Source organism: Legionella maioricensis (assembly GCF_023618015.1).
GTDB lineage: Bacteria > Pseudomonadota > Gammaproteobacteria > Legionellales > Legionellaceae > Legionella > Legionella maioricensis.
The window spans coordinates 55,798-74,755 of the sequence record NZ_JAJKBJ010000009.1 but is presented as its reverse complement, the minus strand read 5'-3'; the positions used below and the strand labels follow the sequence as shown (position 1 = coordinate 74,755).

The following is an 18,958-nucleotide window of genomic DNA, read 5'->3' as shown; positions in this document are numbered from 1 at the left end:
TAACAATTAATTTGTCTTTTCGAGTGTTAACCGCAATCAGACCTACTCTTGCTTCACTCGCAAAGGCGTAGATAAGATTACTTAAAAATAAAGGCAATTTAAGGGGAGTAGCCCCCAGCCTCAGGTTCAGGACTATCCCCCTGATCTTTTTGGGTTATTTTTGTGAGTTTATCTTTTTGTTGCAAAAAGCTAAGTATGCTTACAACATCCTTAATAAGATAGGTAATTCGCTCGCAAGTCCTATCCAGTAATTCATCAAAAGTATCTTTTAATTTGGGGTTCTTAAGAATAGATTGAGTAGCCTCTTCTGATGACTGAATTCTTTTGGTCCTTATACCTTGTTCAAAAAGTGATGTAATGACACAGGTAACCATGGCACAGATGGTATCGTTAAAAAATGATTGAGGGCCGTTACGGGGTTCCCAATGAGTTAAATGAGGCTCACCCGCTGTTTTAACATAGGCATTCATATGAGCGCCCTCTTTCTCTCTATTATTTATAAATAGACCTTCAATCATTTGAGCCCTGCCTCTAACTCCTATTGCAGCTGAGACATTTACATCTTCAAACTTTTGCTCAATATTATTTTTTTTAATATTATTTTTTTTAAGTGCCTGGTTAACAATATCTTTGATTAGTTCCTCTCTAATTTTATGTCCACCCACACCACTTAAATCAACCGGTCCAACTTTCACTAACACCACACCATTTTCCATCTCTACAGAAACTGGTATGTTTTTAAGTTTTTCACTGTCTTTCGGTACTTGTAGATCTTCGGGATAAATAGTCACATTGTATTTTTCCGACTTACAAAGAACTATGTTTTCATCTATGTTTTCATCTATGTTTTCATCTATGTTTTCATCTATGTTTTCATCTATGTTTTCATCTATATTTTCATCTATGTTTTCATCTATATTTTCATCTATGTTTTCATCTATGTTTTCATCTATATTTTCATCTATATTTTCATCTATATTTTCATCTATATTTTCATCTATCTTTACATTTATAGCCTCATCAATTATTCTCTTTAACTCGGTCATTTCCCTCACGCTGATTTTTATTCGATCGGCAATATGCATACCATGACCTTGATCTGGATCTAAAAAATTCTCGTCTAAGGTAACCGTCTCTTCAACGATGTCCCAATCATCTTCATCGCTCATGTAAAGCTCCAAAAAAGACATACAGAACAATTATAACACACATGGCTCTAATTTAACGCTACGCGGCAGAAATTTAACTTTGATTACTCGATTAACGAAGTACCAAAATAATTTAATGCCTGGTCAAGTTCGCAAATAATGATTAAATATTCACGGAATCTCAGCTAGAATAGCGCTGAACATTTTATTAATAATTCCTGGGGTTAAATTACTATGAGAAACAAAACTGTATTTAAATCCATTTTAGTGCTGCTATTGGGGCTTTTTTTAGCGGGTTGCAATAAAGACCTACCTCCTGGTGAATACGATGCTAACGAAATTGGTAAAATTAAAAAAGTAATTCCCGGTACTATAATCTCCAAACGTCCAGTGAATTTACATAGGCAAAACGCTGATGGGACTAATCCTCGTTCAAAGGGCGCTGACAACAGCTTTATGGAGGGGGGCTATAATCAAACTCATGGCGTTGAATATGTCATTAAACTCGCCTCAGGAGGCATTATTTCCGTCGTCCAATCTGAGGATTTAAAGCTTAAAAACAAACAGAAAATTTTAGTGATCTATGGCCGACATACACGAGTTGTAGCCGATAATGGTAGTGATGTGTATTGATTTTTATTAAAAACCGTTCACGATCCACGTCATCCAGAGGAGTTTACGACGAAGGATCTCCTGAATGTGGCACAATATTTAAGTAAAATGCTAATGCCACATTCAGGAGATCCTTCGCTTCGCTCTGGATGACGTGGATCGTGAACGGTTACAGCGTAGTATTCATTAGATAGCTAAAGTATCATCTTCAAGCACTATCCAACAAAGCCACTCCCACGGCGAGCCACATGAGCAAACCGTAATAAACACTGACCAAAAACGCTTTGAAACAGTCTTGAGGAACTCTTTTATTAATTAATTTTTGCTGATAAATCAATATCAATGCTGCTGCAAACCAACAACCATAAAATCCTACACGCGCATGACTCGCTAAAGCCCAATACAACCATAAGCCATGAAGGAAGACAAGCAACAAGCCAATAATTAATCGATCGTAACTAGCAAAATAAATTGCCGTAGACTTCACCCCTATTTTTAAATCGTCTTCTCTATCAGTCATTGCATACATCGTGTCATAGGCTAGTATCCAGGCAAAATTAATGAGAAATAAAATAAAAAATCCATTATTCAACGATGCCCCGGAGGCACTATAAGCCATGGGTATTCCCATAGAAAAAGCCAAGCCCAGCACCATTTGTGGCGCTTTTAAAAAACGTTTACAAAAGGGATAAAGCAAAGTAATAAGTAAAGCAATAACTGCCAAATAAAAACAAGTTGATGGCAAGTTAATTGCAACTTCTAAAGCGCCAAGCAACAGCATAATGAGTAAAACAAAAGCCTCGGGCAGACTGACCTCACCTGAAGTTAAGGGGCGTAATTTTGTTCGAGCAACATGCTTATCGATGTGTCGATCCGCTATATCATTAAAAACACAGCCTGCGGCACGCATTAATACCGTACCAATAAAGAATAAAAAGAGTAATTTGAAAGGGGGAAAACCCTCATTAGCAATCCATAAAGCCCATGCTGTTGGATACCAAAGTAAAAGAGTACCCGCAGGTCTATTAAATCGTAACAGTCGCCAATACGCACTCCATTTTATCACGATATACTCTCTAATTCGGGTAATAAAAGCTCAGCCAGGTAAAAAGACTCCAAATGATCCAAAGAAAACTCTGCTAATCTAACCCAGATAATCCCATTAATGGTTTTCATATTTTTTTTGACCCAGTGAAACTCAATGCATTGCTCGTCCACAGGATAGCTCACCATAGTCACTCGATGCACTCGATTACTGTCAAAGATTAGGTTTCGTATTGATTCTTTTTCCAGGCGTTTAAAAAACTTGGGATCCACATGATAACATTTTTGAGGAATTACCGTTCTGGCATACCAACAATCTATCTCCTGATGTTTCATCATGATTTCCCGTTGAAAGATCAGTTCATCTTTAATTTGGAGAAGATAAGTATCCCACCAGGTCGGTTTTGTCCATTGCTGCGAAATAAGTTCTAATTGAGTACTGCCTTTTAGCGCCCGTAATTTATCAGTTAGGGAATATTGATGTACCCGCCAATCTTTTAACGCTTCAGGATGTTCCGTTTCAGCAGTAAAGACCGGCTGATTATTTATATACATAGGTTATATTTTATTATAAATACGATTCGTAGGAATATTACAAAATAAGCCATGTAGGAACAAGAGATTTACTATTATTCTGCTCAAACAAGCAGCCAGTATTCACGAAGCATCATATAGAACTTTTATTTTCGTTCTACATACCGTCTCCTACCTCGCGTCACTTTGTCGACAGCCCTATCAATCTTTTGATTTAATCTTGATTCGCCCAAGCTTATTTAGAACGATGACCACCCGTTCTTTGGTATAGGAATTAAATAAAACGAACTGACCATTGCTTATAGCACTCACAGGATTATTAGATAACATTATTTTGTTAAGAGCTCCTGCCCCAGTCCAGGTTATATTCCAGCGTGGATGATGCCAACGCCATTGATAAAGAGGAGCTGAGGTATTTTTTTTATTATTGTATTGAGCAAGAATCATTCCCTTTGACCAGTTCAATGAGGTATCAACAGGGGCAAGATATACCGGATGGCCAAGAGTAATGGCTTGAATTTTAGCATACTGTATCGCTGTCCTAATTTCATCAATTAGAGTTTGTCGTTCATTTTTATAGGTTAAAAAAGATGCAGAAGAAATGCTTAATAAAGAGAGGCCCGCAAGAAAAATCAAGGTAATCAACACTTCAATTAACGTAAATCCTTTTATTTTCATCATGAGACACTTAATACATTATCTACGACAGCAATCCTTTAAGTGTATTGAGATCGTGAAAAACCTTCTTTTTATAGGAGGGATTATCAAGTAAATATTCAGGGGCAAAACTCTGTACTATAGGATAGCTTGAATTCAAGTCCGCAAATAAATCATCGTTAACATTTAGACCTAAAGCGAATACAGCGCGTGGTGTATTCTTTTCAATCTGAGTTAGCCACTTTTTGTTATCGGCTAAATCCTGCGTCAAAATTTTAATTATTAATAATTCATCTTTTTCTACATTAATAGAAGCCATCATACGATTAAAAAGAGCTTGAGCTTTATTACTTAAATCTGAAGAAACAAGAACTACTAATTTGAGCAGATTACTTTCAACTGTGCTTGATTTATCCGGCAGCTTTAAAGAACTCTCTTTATTTATCCATGGGACAATTCCTAACTGGTTAAGATAATAAAGAGTTAAATTACTAAACATATTGATATTCTAACGAAAAAAAGAAGTATAACCCGAAATGACAATCCAGTCAGCCATTCAATAACTCTATAAAAAATGAACGTATTAAAATTTGGCAGTACAAAGAACCACTTGAAAGATTTAAATGTTGTTTGGATTTTAACCCAGCGGCATACGCCGCCGGATTATACGCTATTCGGAGACAGTGGCTTATTGTTTCCATGAGTCACGATAAATCCTCTTTTGTTTTTTAATGAATTTCACATTAAAAATCAATTGGTTAAATTGAAACCCCTTGATTTTAAGCCCCCTACAAGGGTTGTTCATTCATTAAAATAACGTTAACCTTTGTAACTAAGTCGAAAATTAACAATGAATCGATACTGTTATTCTCGAACTTACTTAACCAAGAATGGCTATATAGCTGTCATTAAGAATGCACCCAAGGAGAGGATAAATGATAGGGAAATTAAATAAAATAACAAAAACAATTACTCTTTCAGCCACTACACTATCAATTTTTATATACAGTTGTTCCCTTCAAGCAGCTACCCAACTGGGGCAAGGCATCTACTACGATGAAGGTCAGATTGCCAAACTTGCTCAGCAATATCCAGGCCGTGTTTCTAAAGATGCAGGCTATCCCCTAATTGATAATTACTCTACACTAAAATCAGCATTTCGCGGCAGTCAATTCGGGTTAATAAATAAGCCTATTACCAGTGGTCTATGGTGGACACCACTTCTAGCAGTGGATAAAAATGTAAGCCAAATACAGGATCGCGATTACTTATCTCCTCTAATGATAACTCCTAATCCCTTGACTATAGGAGTAAGTGATAGTGGGATCAGTTTGGGAATACCTCTGCAAAAAGCGAATATTGACAATGTTCACATCGATCGAGGTTATGACAATACTCTGGATGTAACCGTTTCTACAGGTGATTTAAGCGGTACAGCACCGTTAGTTGCAGATTACTCTGACTGGATGGTTAAAGTACAGTGGGCGCAAAATAACTCGCCATTACTTGCCGCAACTCTTGTTGAAGGCTCCCCTTTCATTTTTATAGAAAAGAAAAATAAGCAGACTTTTTCGTATCTTCGGTTTAATAATTCACAAGATGTAAAATTAATTAGTCAAACATCTGGATTAAGTCTCTTTAAAACCAAAAATGCTTCTTCAGCAGATTATCGTTATTATGCTTTATTTTCCAACCCGATAACCACTGTCAGTTCCTGGAAAACAAGTACGGGAGCAGTGATTACTCCTGTAAATCAGGGGGGTAGCGGAACTATTGTTCCCAGCACTCAAATTAATATGAGTGACTCAAACCCCTATTTCTCAGTTGCCATTATCCCTGCAACTACTGATTCAGCAGCCGTTGCGCTTGCCAATCAAATGCAAGCCTATGCTTATAATTTTATAAAAACTACCAATATCAGCTATCAATATGATAAAACAAATTCACAGGTAATAAGCAATTTTAATTTTAATACCCAAACAGTATATGCAAATCCTTCGTTAAAAACGCAATCCCTAGTCATGCTCTATCCTTGGCAAATAAAAAATATGAGTAGTACAGATAAAGCAAATTGTTTCTTTCAGGATGAATGTGCGGGTAATGCCGGGATAATACAAACTTTAAAAGGCACCATGCATTTATTTACTGTTCCGGTAACTTCACAAGCCAATACCGCTTCTTTCTCCATCCAAATTCCTTTTAATGGGGTACTGCCTGTTCTGCCCAATCTACTCACTCCAGCCCAGCTCAGTAAAATTGGAAACTATTCATTTAGTATCCCCCCTGATCCGCATTTAGATGCAAAAAACCCATGGACAGATACCTATGCTACGGGCAAACTACTTAGTCGTGAAGCGCAGCTGATTAAAATTGCCCATGCGTTAATGGGGTCTCCAGCAAATCCAGATCCTAAATATCAGGCTATTCGTGACAGTTTATTTGTGAAACTTAAAGCACAGATAACCAGCTTTTTAACAGGATTGAATTATACTGACCCCTGTCCGGGAGGAGCCGCAGACTGCCAAAGACCGGAGGGAGCATGGTTTTATGCCTATAATAGTAAATGGCATAGTTTAATGGGCTTTCCAAGCGGCTTTTTTACTGCAACAACCCTGACGGACCACGCTTTTCATTGGGGCTACTTAATTGATGGTGCGGCTACTGTTGCTCAATTTGATAAAACATGGGCCCAACAGTATGGCGCTCTGGTTAATTTAGTCATTAGAGATATCTGGAATTATAAATACGGTAACGAAGCGGCCAATGATCCTCTGAAATTCCCTCATTTTCGCAGCTTTGACCCCTATTCCGGTCTATCCTCCGCTTTAGGCATGCCTTACAGCTTTGACAATACTAATGAGGAAGACAGTGCTGAATTCATGAATTTGGCTCAAGCAATTATTTTATGGGGTTTGAATACAGAAGGTGTAATTTTTCAGGGAGACGACACATCTCCGCAATCCCTATTAGAAACTGGTCTATACCTTTATACAACTGAGAGTGAGGGTTTAAATCATTATCATTTTAATCAAAACCCTGGCGCTGGAATTTTCCCCGCGGGATGGTCTAATGCAAGTACAGGACAAACTTACTTATCTATAGGTAATGTATGGGGAGGAAAAATGGATCGCTCCACTTACTTCTGCGCAGGCCAACCTTGTTATTATCAAGATCTAGCCTCTAATACATTGCCCATTAGTGCCGGTTCGTTATATTTGGGATATGATCCCAATTTTGTATTAAATGTTTATAATCTTGATGCTAAAAATCCTTGTTCGGGAGATCCTGCTAACACTGCCTACTGTGGTACTTTATTGAAATATTTAGCTTTAGGTGCTCCAGATAAAGCTTTAAATTATTATACTAATTATTTTGATTTACAAGGGAATATACCGGATCCTGGCGAATCGCTCCCGAGTATTTATTATTGGATTCAAAATTTACAAAATTTGGGCAATTTGAATAAAGAAATTAAAGCAGACTCTCCCGCTTATGCCGTTTTTGGTTCTAATAATAAAATTTATGTAGCCGCCTATAATAATGAGCAGCAAACACGTCAGGTTAATTTTTACAAAGATGGCAATTTAATCTGTACATTAGAAAATATCCTTCCGGGGGAAATTAAAGGCAGTTACTGCGGTAGTACACCACCACCGCCATCAACTCAGTTTTCTTATATGATCTATGTAGGATATCCCTTTAAACCAGTACAGATAAACAACACGGTGACTTGTCCAGACCCGATCACCAAAAATCCCAGTTGTCTGGTTAAAGGGATTACAGGAAACTCGACAATGCTCATTACCGGAAGTAATAGCAATGTGTGTACTTTAGCTATTTCATCATCAGGGGCGGTCACCCCGGTTTCAGATAAGTCAAAAGGCTGTAATATCAATTCAAAACCGGCAACACCAACTGAAGCTGGAATTATAAATCTGCCGGGGGGCTTTTAGCTGTAGCACTTTTCACTAAGAAACGTCATTTCGAATGAAATGACGTTTTTCTCCCCTAAATATTCAGTAAATTCAAATAAAACATCAATTAATTTATTAAAAACTTAAATCACAGATATACTAAAAAGAAGAAGCAGTAAATGTTGGGAGGTGTATGGACAAATTATTTCGTAAAAGCAGTATATTACGTTTAAATAATCCAGAAAAGCTTAACAATCTTTTTCGAATTATTTCTCCTCGCAATTGGATTATTTTATTTGCCGTGATTTTGCTGCTTATTATGCTCACCTGCTGGTCTATTTGGGGCAGTATTAATACAGTCGTAGCCGGTAATGGTATTTTAATTAATAGCGGACAAAATATTTATGATGCCATTGCTGAATATCAAGGCAGAATAGTAACTCTTGACGTAAACGTAGGAGACCGGGTCAGAAAAGGACAACAATTGGCTACGCTTAAACTCCCATTATTGGAAGTGGAGCTTGAAAACAAACAACAGACATTAAGTACCTTGCAAAAGCAGAGAGCTAATTTACGCCAATTTATTCTCAAAGACTTCAAAATGGAGCAACAGAATAATGAAGTTTTGCAGCAAAATTGGGCAAAAGATTTAAGCAATGCCAATACTCACCTGGATTATTTAAAAAAAGCTCTGGATGAACGGGAAAAATTAGTAGACAAAGTGATATCACGTCAAGAATTGGCAGAGCTTAAAAGCAGTTACTTTAAAGAATTGCAAAACCGCGATGAAATCAGAAAAAAGATGATGGAAAATCTTATAGAATCGAAACGTCGCTCTGAAACAAATCAGCAACGTATGGTTGAAATTAATAACAGAATATTACAGGCACAGCTGGAGTTATCGTTAATCCAAAAAAAGCTGAAGATAAACAGCATCATCATAAGCCCTGTTGATGGAGAAATAATTAATGTAATCGGAAAGGCCGGCGAAATAGTTCAGGCCGGAACTAAAATTATGGATATTGAACCTTATTCAGAGTTCGTAGATGCAGCGATTTATGTTCCTGCCGGAATGGGAAAAATTATTGAGCCTGGAATGATGGCTCACGTAGTACCCAATTCGGTTAAGAAACAAGTGTACGGTAGTATTATAGGTAAAGTAGCAGCTGTTTCACGTTTTCCCAGTAGCCAGCAAAGCATGATGGCCGTTTTGGCCAACGAGAAATTAGTAGATAATTTTACTAAAGATGGACCACAACTTTATATTCGTATTGATTTGATAGAAGCAGACACTCCAAGTCACTATAAATGGACCACTTCACAAGGCCCTAATATGGTTGTAACTAATGGCACCTTGTGTACTGCAAATATCATTACTAAAACCCAAGCACCAATTACCTTGGTTATTCCAGAGATAAAGCAATTTTTAGGGATTGATTAATAATTATGTTTAATCAAATAAAAAGAACTCCGACAATATTGCAAATGGAGGCCGTCGAATGTGGTGCAGTGGCGCTGGCTATTGTTCTAGCATTTTATGGACGCTGGATTTCTCAAGATGTGTTACGGAACGATTGTGGCGTTTCACGGGATGGAAGCAGAGCTGATAATATATTCAGGGCAGCAGAAAAACATGGAATGGTAGTTAGCGCGTACACTACTGAGCCGGAAGAAATAACCGAATATCAATTTCCAGCAATTATTCATTGGGAATTTAATCATTTTGTTGTTTTAGAGGGCGTTAGCAAACATCATGTTTATATTAATGATCCCGCATACGGTAAACGTATTTTAAGTTGGAACGAATTTGATGAAGGATTTACCGGAATTATCCTGGAATTAAAGCCAGGCCCTCAGTTCTCCAAAACCGGCCATAAACCGAGAATATTACCTAACTTACTTAATCGGTTACGCCAATCTAAAGAGGCTGTAGGATTTATTATCCTTGCCACTCTTTTTTTAGCAATTCCGGGTATTGCTATTCCTGGCTTAACTAAGGTTTTTATTGATGATGTACTCATCCAGCAAATAAGCAATTGGCAAAAACCCGTTCTATTAGGCTTAATTATCGCTGCTTGTTTTCAGGGGCTATTGACCTGGTATCAGCGAATTATCTTAAGTCGTTTAGAGACCAAAATGGCCTTAGTAAGCGGAGCTCATTTTTTCTGGCATTTACTGCGCTTGCCCATGTCATTTTTTAATCAGCGTTATCTTGGCGATATCCTCAACCGTCTACAATCCAGTGACTCTGTTGCTCACCTATTATCACAACAATTTGGTACGAATGCGGTTAATTTAATATTGGCCATAATTTATTTCTTTATCCTCTGTTTATTAAGTATTCCATTAACTGTCCTGGTACTCATAGCCACTACCATTAATGTACTGGTTTTGCTTCTTATTTCCCAACGCCGCTCCAGTGAAAGCCAGCGAGAAACTAAAGCCAAGAATAATTTAATGAGTGCAGCCATTAGTGGTTTACAAATGATTGAAACCTATAAGGCCTCTGGATCGGAGGATGACTTCTTTCGTAAGTTTAGCGGTATGCATGCTAATTATCTGGAAACGGAACAACAATTAGGATGGACAAGAGATTCTATAGCCGTATTACCTACTGCATTAAAATTAGTGACCAATGCTGCTATTTTAAGTTTGGGCGCCTGGCTAGCCATAAAAGGACAAATGACCATCGGAACAGTGATTGCTTTTCAGCTGCTTTATCAGAATTTTAGCTATCCCATTAACATGCTCGTCACTCTGTCAGGAACAATTCAGGAAATATCTGCCGATTTATTTAATTTAGAAGATATTACTTCTCATCGATTAGCGGAGCGTTATCAAGTAACTGAGAATAATAACGATAAAAATCATAAATTGATTGGCCATATAACTTTTGAAAAAGTAACTTTTGGATACAGCCCACTGGCAGCCCCCCTATTAACCGATTTTTCGCTCGAAATTAAACCTGGGAAAAAAGTGGCCTTAGTTGGAAGCTCGGGAAGTGGTAAATCAACGATTGGTAAGCTGTTGCAAAGTTATTATGAACCTTGGTCAGGCAAAATAATAATTGATGGTACAGAACTAAAAAATATTCCTAATGCAGTCAAAGTGAATTCAATTGCCAGCGTGGATCAGGATATTAATTTATTTAATGCGACTCTTAAAGATAATTTAACTTTATGGGATAACACGATAAGCGATGAAGAAATACTTAATGCCGCAAAAGCCGTATTAATGCATCAAACAATTGCTGGAGAGCGGGAAAATGGCTATGAAAGCATTATTAGTGAAGGAGGATCCAACTTTAGTGGTGGACAACGTCAACGATTAGAGATTGCTCGTGCCATACTTAAAAAACCCACTATTCTGATTTTAGATGAAGCAACTTCGGCTTTGGATTCTCAAATGGAATTAATCATTGATACTCATTTAAGGCAATTGGGCTGTTCTGTGTTAGTTATTTCTCATCGTTTAAGTACAATTCGTGATGCAGATGAAATTATTGTTCTTGAAGGAGGTCGTGTGGTTGAACGGGGGACCCACCAACAACTGGTGGACTGTCGTGGAGCTTATTATGAATTATTGTCAAGTGAGGCATAGTGATGGATGATTACTCAGCATTCGAGCCCCCTGTTTCCCGAGAGTTTGATTTGCACGAATTAAATCATCATTTCCAAATCAGCAGCGGAGTTGTGGATGTGTTTCTTGTTCATAAACGAGGGAAAGATCGAGGTCGACGGCATTTTTTGGGGCAATGGAATTCAGGAAATTTATTAATTGGCTTAAAAGGTGCTGCGAATATTAATAATATTCAGTTGATTGCTTCATGCTCCACCACTGCAAAACTTCTTCCCCTAAACTGGGATGATCTTGCTTTACCTCAGCAACTAGAGGCGATAAATAAATGGAAGGATCTTTTAATTAGAACCCTAATCTCGTATCCGATTCAATACTCCAAAGAACTTTTTATAGATAAAAATCCTACACCAGAAAAAATACGTGAGGAAATTTTCAAGTTTTATGAGCATATCAAACCATTGCTGATTCAAGCTATAAAACTAGCTCAAAAACATGAAATGCAACACTTGGAGCAGAGAAAAAAAGATGAGAATAATTTTCTCAGACGGGCTTACCTGCAAATGCTTTCTACATTACAACGGCATAATCCAGTTGAATTAATTGATAAGAAAGACTCCCTGACTTTTTGTGTTCAAAATGCAGCACAATTTTTTAATCTGCAGCTACCCCATAATATTCAATTTAAAACCATACAGGATATTTCCCAACTAACCGGAATGCAGATTCGTGAAGTAGAACTAAAGAATTACTGGTGGCTTGGAGTTACTAATCCTTTACTCTTAAGAAAAAAAGAAGACGACGGTTTTTGTCTGGGTCTTCCCAAATTAGAACAAGGTTTAACACTATTTGATCCCCACAATGAAATAAAGAAAACAGTAACCAAAAATGATGTCGATTTATTTTCACCTACTGCATGGCAGCTTTATTGCCCGCTACCACAAAAAAAACTGAAAATACGAGAAGTAATTGCTTTTGCTTTTAAAGGATGTAAGGCTGATATAGGACGATTGTTATTAGTGGGCTCGTTGGCTGCCCTATTGAGTTTGGTCTCACCATGGTTTACTGGAATATTATTTGAGCAGGTTGTTCCGTCCGGAAGCATTAGTCAATTAAAACAAATCACCTGGGCTTTATTAACTGCCGCCTTTGCAGCCAGTTTATTTGAACTTGTCCGTGCTATTACTGTACTTCGCATTGGCAGTCGACTAAACCTGAATATGGAAATTGCAATTTGGGACAGGCTTATTCGATTACCGGTGAGTTTTTTCCGAAAATTTAGCTCTGGAGACCTGGTGCAGCGAGCTATGGCCGCAAGCCGAGTACGTCATATTATGGCAGGTGTTGTAATTAATTCGCTTTTAAGCGGGGTTTTCTCATTATTTAGTTTTGCTTTATTATTTTATTATGACATGAAGTTAGCTTTAACGGCGATGGGCATCATAACAATTATATCCATTTATACGTTATTGATCAGCATCAAACAACTGTCACTGTACCAATATATGGTCTCCCTTACTGGGGAGCTCTCTGGTTTAATGGTTCAACTTTTGGCGGGTATTAGTAAAATTCAGACATCTGGCAGAGAAAAAACCGCATTTTCACTATGGGCCATTAAAAACAGTCAAATAAAAAAGGCAGATTATAGAGCAAATTGGTATAGCTCATTATTATCCAGCTTAAATGCTTTATGTTTGCCCTTGCTCACCGTAATTATCTTTGCTCAATTTATCAATCAAGAGCCCTCGTTAAATTTAGGGGTTTTCTTAGCCTTTAATGCAGCATTGGGACAATTTACCGCGGGGGTACTCGGTTTAATCGATTCAATCAGTACCGTTATTAACAGCATTCCCTTAATGAAGCGAACCCTCCCTATTATTGAAAGCTTGCCGGAAATTCATACAGGTAAACGTAACCCCGGGGTATTACTTGGTAAGTTGGAAGCGGATCAATTAAGGTTTTCCTATTCTTCAAAAGAACACGCGGTAATTCAAGACGTTTCTTTTGTTGTTGAACCAGGACAATATGTGGCCATTACAGGCCCTTCTGGCTCAGGTAAATCTACGTTACTTCGTCTTTTATTAGGATTCGAGAAATTGGATCACGGTAATATCTTTTTTGATGATCACGATATGAAACAATTGAATATACGTCGTGTTCGTGAGCAATGCGGGGTAGTATTGCAAAGCAGTTTTTTAATGCCTGGCACGCTTTTTGAAAACATTGTCGGCTCCGCACCGTTAAGCCAGGAGGATGCCTGGCATGCGGCAGAAATGGCCGGACTGGCTGAAGACATCAGAAAAATGCCCATGGGCATGCATACGATCATTTCAGAGCGCGGCGGGTCGTTATCAGGAGGACAACGACAACGAGTACTCATAGCCAGAGCCTTAGCCAAAAAACCTAAAATTATATTTTTCGACGAGGCAACCAGCTCTCTAGACAATAATGCCCAATCCATCGTTATTGAAAGCCTGGAACAACTAAAAACAACCCGGGTAGTTATAGCACATCGGTTATCTACGATAGAAAAGGCCGATTTAATCCTGGTGATGAATCAAGGGAAAATAATTCAAACCGGAACTTATAGTGAATTAATGAAAGATGAAGGCCTGTTTCAAATAATGGCAAACAGACAATTATTTAAATCGTAAGCGTCCACACAGTGGCGTCGATTTAAGGATGTGTAGTCATGATTAGATGAAGTCGTAATTCCGGGATTAAGGCTATATTCCCGTATTACGCTGCGCTAATACGGGCTATATAAAGCTTAAATTGACCATTGCGCGAAGACTTATAACTTATAAAGTACTCATGGAACACTGAATCCCATACTGCACTCTTCCTGGCTTCCGTCACTAAAATCATCATAATATACACCATCAATAACGGTTTGCATGGGTTCGTTCTGGGCGCGCAAACAAGTTAGTAATCTAGAAATTGAAACAGGTTCACTGCTATTAAATAATTTCAAGACTCTTAAACTCTGTTGTAACGATAAATCCCAATTTCCATAATATTCGGCTTTAAATAAATCAATATTACTATAAAGTAAACTCTGTAAATCCTGAAGCGAACTGTATACGTCTGGATTTGAATTTTCTTTAAGCTCTTTTAATAAATTAGTAAAGATATGCAGAACAATATTAATTTGACCACTCATATGAGTTAAATGGTCCAAACAACGAAGCGGTGAATGCAGAGTTAACGAATGCCTCGCTGCCTCCAGCCTCCTTTTATCGGTTTTATTTTGCGCAAACTCTAGAGGTATTTTTAAAAAAACTGGATATATGGCCACTAGAAGAGAGTGATTTTCTTCACTGATAACTGGCTGCTCCTGGGGTATTGCATTACCAAAAAATGTTACCGGATTAGTAGGCTCAGCCTCAGCTGGACTTTCAACAACCGTTTGAGAGTTAAAGTAAAGTTGTCTTAATTCTAAAGCTTGATTCATAAGAGCTGTTCTGTTTGGAAGCTTGGATTGAACAATTAGATTATTGACGATTTCAAACCAATGTTTATCTCTTCTATAACAACAATAAGCGAGCAGATCACCTAAAGAATTAAATGTAGAATACATTTCCTCTTGGTTTTCGCATCTCTGCTCTCCTTTTTTTTCGTAACGCACATCCAAGTAACTTTTTGTCGCGTCCTCTCCGTTTTGAATAATTCGAACACGGCTTTCATCATCAACATTAAACGAGGAAGATGAAATGTTATCCACATTAACGACTATCGATTGAGATGCATATTTCCTCAATTTCATCCGGTCCTGTTCCCATGCGCTGGCAGGATCCTTAACTCCAGTTAATAAACCGTATAGCCAATTAACGAAAAAATTCTCTCTATAAACACGTTCAATTCGATCTATTGCTGTTCTTTCCGTACCATTATCAAATTGTACTGCCAAAACCTTAAGATTATTACCAAACTCAGATTCCAGTAACGTTGAATGATCCTCAGGAAAAGCCTCAGTAGGAAAGTTGCTTAAGATACCGCCATCGTTATGTTCCTCTCCATCAATGACAGTTCCTCTATAAACAACAGGGAAACTGGCAGAGGTTTTAACGGCTTCACTGACCTCAAATAAAGGCGATTTTTCTAAAGAGAAATATCTTGTTTGTCTTAATCTTTTATTGGTTGCAGTGACTATAAGTTTGTCTCCTATACCACAACCAGGACATTGTTTTTTTAAAGCATCTAGCGTAGTGAAGCTAATTTTACCTTCTGGATAAGGAACTTTATATTTAGCAACAATTTGCTTTATTTTAAGAGCAATTGCATAATCAAGAGCAGTTTTTAAAGAGTGCGGATCTGAAAGACCATTTCTGTCTATATCATAAAAAACCAAATGTTCCTGTCTGAAATGCTTAAATAAATCAGTTATTTCTTCAGCAGTGTACCCCAAATAACACAGCAAAGACATGATCGCGCCAGCAGAACTTCCAGCAAAATTTACAGGACGTATATTGGCTTCACAAAGCGCTTTCCATACGCCGATATGAGCAAATATTTTCCCGCCGCCGCCGCATAGTACCAGATTGCTTATTTCAGGTCGTTTTTCTTTTACTAATATTTCTTTCGTTGGTTCACGTTGGTATATTTTAATGGTTTCATTTTCATAAAGTATCGAGGGATCGCCCACTCTAACTATAGGGCTTTTAACTATTGGTTGCTCCTCTTGCTCAATCAATAATGAAGAACACCAACGCCATAATTTAATATACCACGGCTTATGATCTCTAAATTTTTGAATGGCTCTATAATCATGCATTTCTTGATGACGAGCCTCTTGGTTTATCACCTCTATTGATTGAGGATGAGGACTCTTACATAATGGTCCATAATTGATACTGTTTAAATCAGTTTTCATTAACTGATCGACCAAGGCGTCAGTTATAAAAACTCTTTTGGTATTACCTAATGGTTCTTGCTGAGGATCATCTGCCGCTTTATATTTAGTTCCGGTTCGAGGAGCTAAAAATTGATTAAACCCGATTAAACTGCCGTGCTGGCCATGGCAGATTTCAATCCCTGTTAATTGGTAGTTGAGGGACAAATTCAAATCAGTTATTTTCCATTGTTCCGAAAATCTATCTTCAAACCAACTGATTAATCTACCCCACCAACTCAAAGCAACTTCAGCAGTAAATCCGCGATATTCATTGACATGGACGTTACTCAAATAAACAGTCTTTTTTTCTTCCTGATGATCGTCAAGCAACCACTTACGAAAAAGAGCTCTTTTATGGTCACTTAATCGAGTATAATCAAACATTACTCGCTCTTCATCAAATAAATAACTACCTAGCGTAACTCTATTATCCGGAGACAAATTATTGATTCTAAGACGACCAAGATAAGTAGTCAGAATTATTTTTTTTAAAAGATCTAAATTTTTAGGATATCTTGTGTCAGATTCTAGCAGCTGACTTATCACATGTTGTGGGGTCATCGCTTCATCCTTAAGTATATAGATTCCATTAGGTGGAGATCCAAGTAAGGCATGCCTTTACTCGGATAATTACTTACTGCATCAAATAGAAGTAACATAAAAATACCCGGAATAAAATAGGTTAAATGTAATACATATTAAATAATAATATTCTAGATTACTTGCTTTAATCTAAACCAATATCTTTCAATATTTCGGAAACAACCATGGCAGGATTTGAGGCTTGGGTGATTGGACGTCCAACAACCAGGTAATCACTCCCCTCATTTATCGCTTGCAATGGGGTCATAACGCGTGTTTGGTCGTCCCTTGAGTTATTAGATAATCTTATTCCTGGCGTTACTGTTAAAAATTTATTTCCACATTTTTGTTTAATTGTTTGTACTTCATGGGCGGAACTAACCACCCCGTCCAGTCCAGCATCTCTCGAAAGCGACGCCAAAAGCTTAACTTGGTCTATTATAGCATAATTAATTCCTATTTTGGATAATTCTTTTTCAGAAAAGCTGGTTAAAACGGTAACTGCTATAAGTAAAGGCCTATCTTTTCCATAAACTTCTATAGCTTCTCTTGCGGTTTGCATCATCTTAAAACCGCCAAGTGCATGAACATTGATCATCCACACACCCAGATCTGCACAGGCTTTACACGCTTGTGCTACAGTATTGGGAATATCGTGAAATTTTAAATCCAAAAAAATTTTAAATTGTCTGCTAACCAGCAGTTTTATAAAATTCGCACCAAATAGAGTAAACATTTCACTGCCCACTTTTAAAGCACAACTAGTGGGATCCAGTTTATCTACCAGATTTAAGGCATCATCCTGATTGTCAAAGTCCAAAGCAACAATGAGCTTCGAAACCATTATATTGCTGCCTCAGCTTCTGCCATTAATAATGCCTTTTTCACAGCAGAAACAACCTTCTCTTGTTCTTGCTCAGCCAGATAGGGATGCATGGGTAAACTGATGACATGACGACTGGCTTTTTCTGAATGAGGAAAATCACCGGTTTTATAATTCAGATAACTCATTGCTTTTTGCTGATGCATTGCCACAGGATAGTGTACTGCTGTTGGAATTCCGGCAGCCTGCATTTCCTTTTGAAAAGATTCTCTGTCATTTACTTCAATAGTATATTGAGCATAGACACTGGTATTATGAGGCATGATATAAGGAGTTTTTACCAATGAAGAAAGCATTTGATCATAGCGCTTCGCTACCTGTTGTCTCATTTTTATTTCATCCGGGAAAATCTTCATTTTCTCAATTAAGACAGCGGCTTGAATTGTATCCATTCGGCCATTAATACCCACGCGACTATGGCAATAGCGGGCATTTTGCCCATGAATTCTAATTTCAACCAATTTTTGGGCTAGGGCATCATCATTAGTAAAACAAGCTCCTGAATCACCATAACCTCCCAGAGGCTTGGAGGGGAAAAAACTGGTACAACCAATAGTCGATAAAGCGCAGGAATATTTACCTTTATAAGTAGCACCAAAACTTTGGGCTGCATCTTCAATAACAGGAATACCATGTTTCTCGGCAATGGCATTAATAACATCATGCTCAGCGCATTGACCATATAAGCCCACTGGTATAATTGCTTTTGTTTTCTTAGTAATAGCTGCTTCCAGTTGTTCGGGGTCTATATTATAGGTCAGGGGATCAATATCAACAAAAACAGGTATTGCATGACAAAGACTAATCACCTCAGCGGTTGCAAAGAAACTAAAAGGACTAGTAATAACCTCATCCCCAGGCTGAATACCTAATGCCATTAAAGCCATTAATAAGGCATCCGTTCCACTAGAGTTGACAATAGCATGTTTGACTCCCACGAAAGACGCCAATTGCCTTTCAAGCTCAGCAATTTCTGGGCCCATAATATATTGTCCGTGATCCAGTACTTTCTTAATGCTATTGAGAATGTTTTTTTCTATTAAAGAATATTGTGTTTTTAAGTCAATAAATTGCATCATAATCTCATAAAATAGTATATAAATGTTCCATTTTT

Annotated in this window: 13 protein-coding genes; 5 read left to right on the top strand and 8 right to left on the bottom strand. The window is 37.6% G+C overall.

Annotated features, from left to right (window positions below):
• Positions 1-98: 98 nt before the first annotated feature.
• Positions 99-1,169 (bottom strand): hypothetical protein, encoded by a 1,071-nt coding sequence (locus tag LOX96_RS09145; RefSeq protein ID WP_250421163.1) that lies wholly within the window; start codon positions 1,167-1,169, stop codon positions 99-101.
• A 213-nt stretch (positions 1,170-1,382) separates the two neighbouring features.
• Between LOX96_RS09145 and LOX96_RS09140 the strand changes: the two genes are divergently transcribed.
• Positions 1,383-1,781 carry a hypothetical protein gene (locus LOX96_RS09140; RefSeq protein ID WP_250421162.1) on the top strand — a complete coding sequence of 133 codons (399 nt, stop codon included), beginning with the start codon at positions 1,383-1,385 and terminating at the stop codon, positions 1,779-1,781.
• 187 nt (positions 1,782-1,968) lie between these two features.
• Here LOX96_RS09140 and ubiA read toward each other — a convergent pair whose 3' ends face one another.
• The 4 genes from ubiA to LOX96_RS09120 all read right to left on the bottom strand — a co-directional run bounded on the left by ubiA (position 1,969) and on the right by LOX96_RS09120 (position 4,494).
• Complete coding sequence (gene ubiA, locus LOX96_RS09135) at positions 1,969-2,826, bottom strand: 4-hydroxybenzoate octaprenyltransferase (RefSeq protein ID WP_250421161.1); 858 nt, start codon at positions 2,824-2,826, stop codon at positions 1,969-1,971.
• Positions 2,823-3,359: a chorismate--pyruvate lyase family protein gene (locus LOX96_RS09130; RefSeq protein ID WP_250421160.1), complete on the bottom strand. Its 537-nt coding sequence runs from the start codon at positions 3,357-3,359 to the stop codon at positions 2,823-2,825. Before LOX96_RS09130 ends, ubiA begins: the two co-directional genes overlap by 4 nt.
• A 180-nt stretch (positions 3,360-3,539) precedes the next feature.
• Positions 3,540-4,019 (bottom strand): GspH/FimT family pseudopilin, encoded by a 480-nt coding sequence (locus LOX96_RS09125; RefSeq protein WP_250421159.1) that lies wholly within the window; start codon positions 4,017-4,019, stop codon positions 3,540-3,542.
• A 19-nt stretch (positions 4,020-4,038) separates the two neighbouring features.
• Positions 4,039-4,494 carry a DNA polymerase III subunit psi gene (locus tag LOX96_RS09120; RefSeq protein ID WP_250421158.1) on the bottom strand — a complete coding sequence of 152 codons (456 nt, stop codon included), beginning with the start codon at positions 4,492-4,494 and terminating at the stop codon, positions 4,039-4,041.
• A gap of 436 nt (positions 4,495-4,930) precedes the next feature.
• On the opposite strand from LOX96_RS09120, the gene LOX96_RS09115 reads away from it, so the two are divergent.
• The 4 genes from LOX96_RS09115 to LOX96_RS09100 all read left to right on the top strand — a co-directional run bounded on the left by LOX96_RS09115 (position 4,931) and on the right by LOX96_RS09100 (position 14,139).
• Entirely contained in the window at positions 4,931-7,948 is a 3,018-nt protein-coding gene (locus LOX96_RS09115; RefSeq protein WP_250421157.1) for a glycosyl hydrolase, read from the top strand.
• 154 nt (positions 7,949-8,102) lie between these two features.
• Entirely contained in the window at positions 8,103-9,350 is a 1,248-nt protein-coding gene (locus LOX96_RS09110) for an NHLP bacteriocin system secretion protein (protein ID WP_250421156.1), read from the top strand.
• A gap of 5 nt (positions 9,351-9,355) precedes the next feature.
• On the top strand, positions 9,356-11,509 hold the full coding sequence (locus LOX96_RS09105) for an NHLP family bacteriocin export ABC transporter peptidase/permease/ATPase subunit (protein ID WP_250421155.1): 2,154 nt from the start codon (positions 9,356-9,358) through the stop codon (positions 11,507-11,509).
• 2 nt (positions 11,510-11,511) lie between these two features.
• Positions 11,512-14,139: an NHLP bacteriocin export ABC transporter permease/ATPase subunit gene (locus LOX96_RS09100; protein ID WP_250421154.1), complete on the top strand. Its 2,628-nt coding sequence runs from the start codon at positions 11,512-11,514 to the stop codon at positions 14,137-14,139.
• Positions 14,140-14,297: 158 nt separating this feature from the next.
• Here LOX96_RS09100 and vpdC read toward each other — a convergent pair whose 3' ends face one another.
• The 3 genes from vpdC to LOX96_RS09085 form a co-directional block, all read right to left on the bottom strand.
• Positions 14,298-16,940, bottom strand: coding sequence for a Dot/Icm T4SS effector VpdC (vpdC, locus tag LOX96_RS09095; RefSeq protein ID WP_250421153.1), 2,643 nt, complete (start codon positions 16,938-16,940; stop codon positions 14,298-14,300).
• Between the two features lie 166 nt (positions 16,941-17,106).
• Positions 17,107-17,805, bottom strand: coding sequence for an orotidine-5'-phosphate decarboxylase (gene pyrF, locus LOX96_RS09090; protein WP_250421152.1), 699 nt, complete (start codon positions 17,803-17,805; stop codon positions 17,107-17,109).
• Positions 17,805-18,920 (bottom strand): DegT/DnrJ/EryC1/StrS family aminotransferase, encoded by a 1,116-nt coding sequence (locus LOX96_RS09085; protein WP_250421231.1) that lies wholly within the window; start codon positions 18,918-18,920, stop codon positions 17,805-17,807. The genes pyrF and LOX96_RS09085 overlap by 1 nt, the downstream gene beginning before the upstream one ends.
• Between the last annotated feature and the right edge of the window lie 38 nt (positions 18,921-18,958).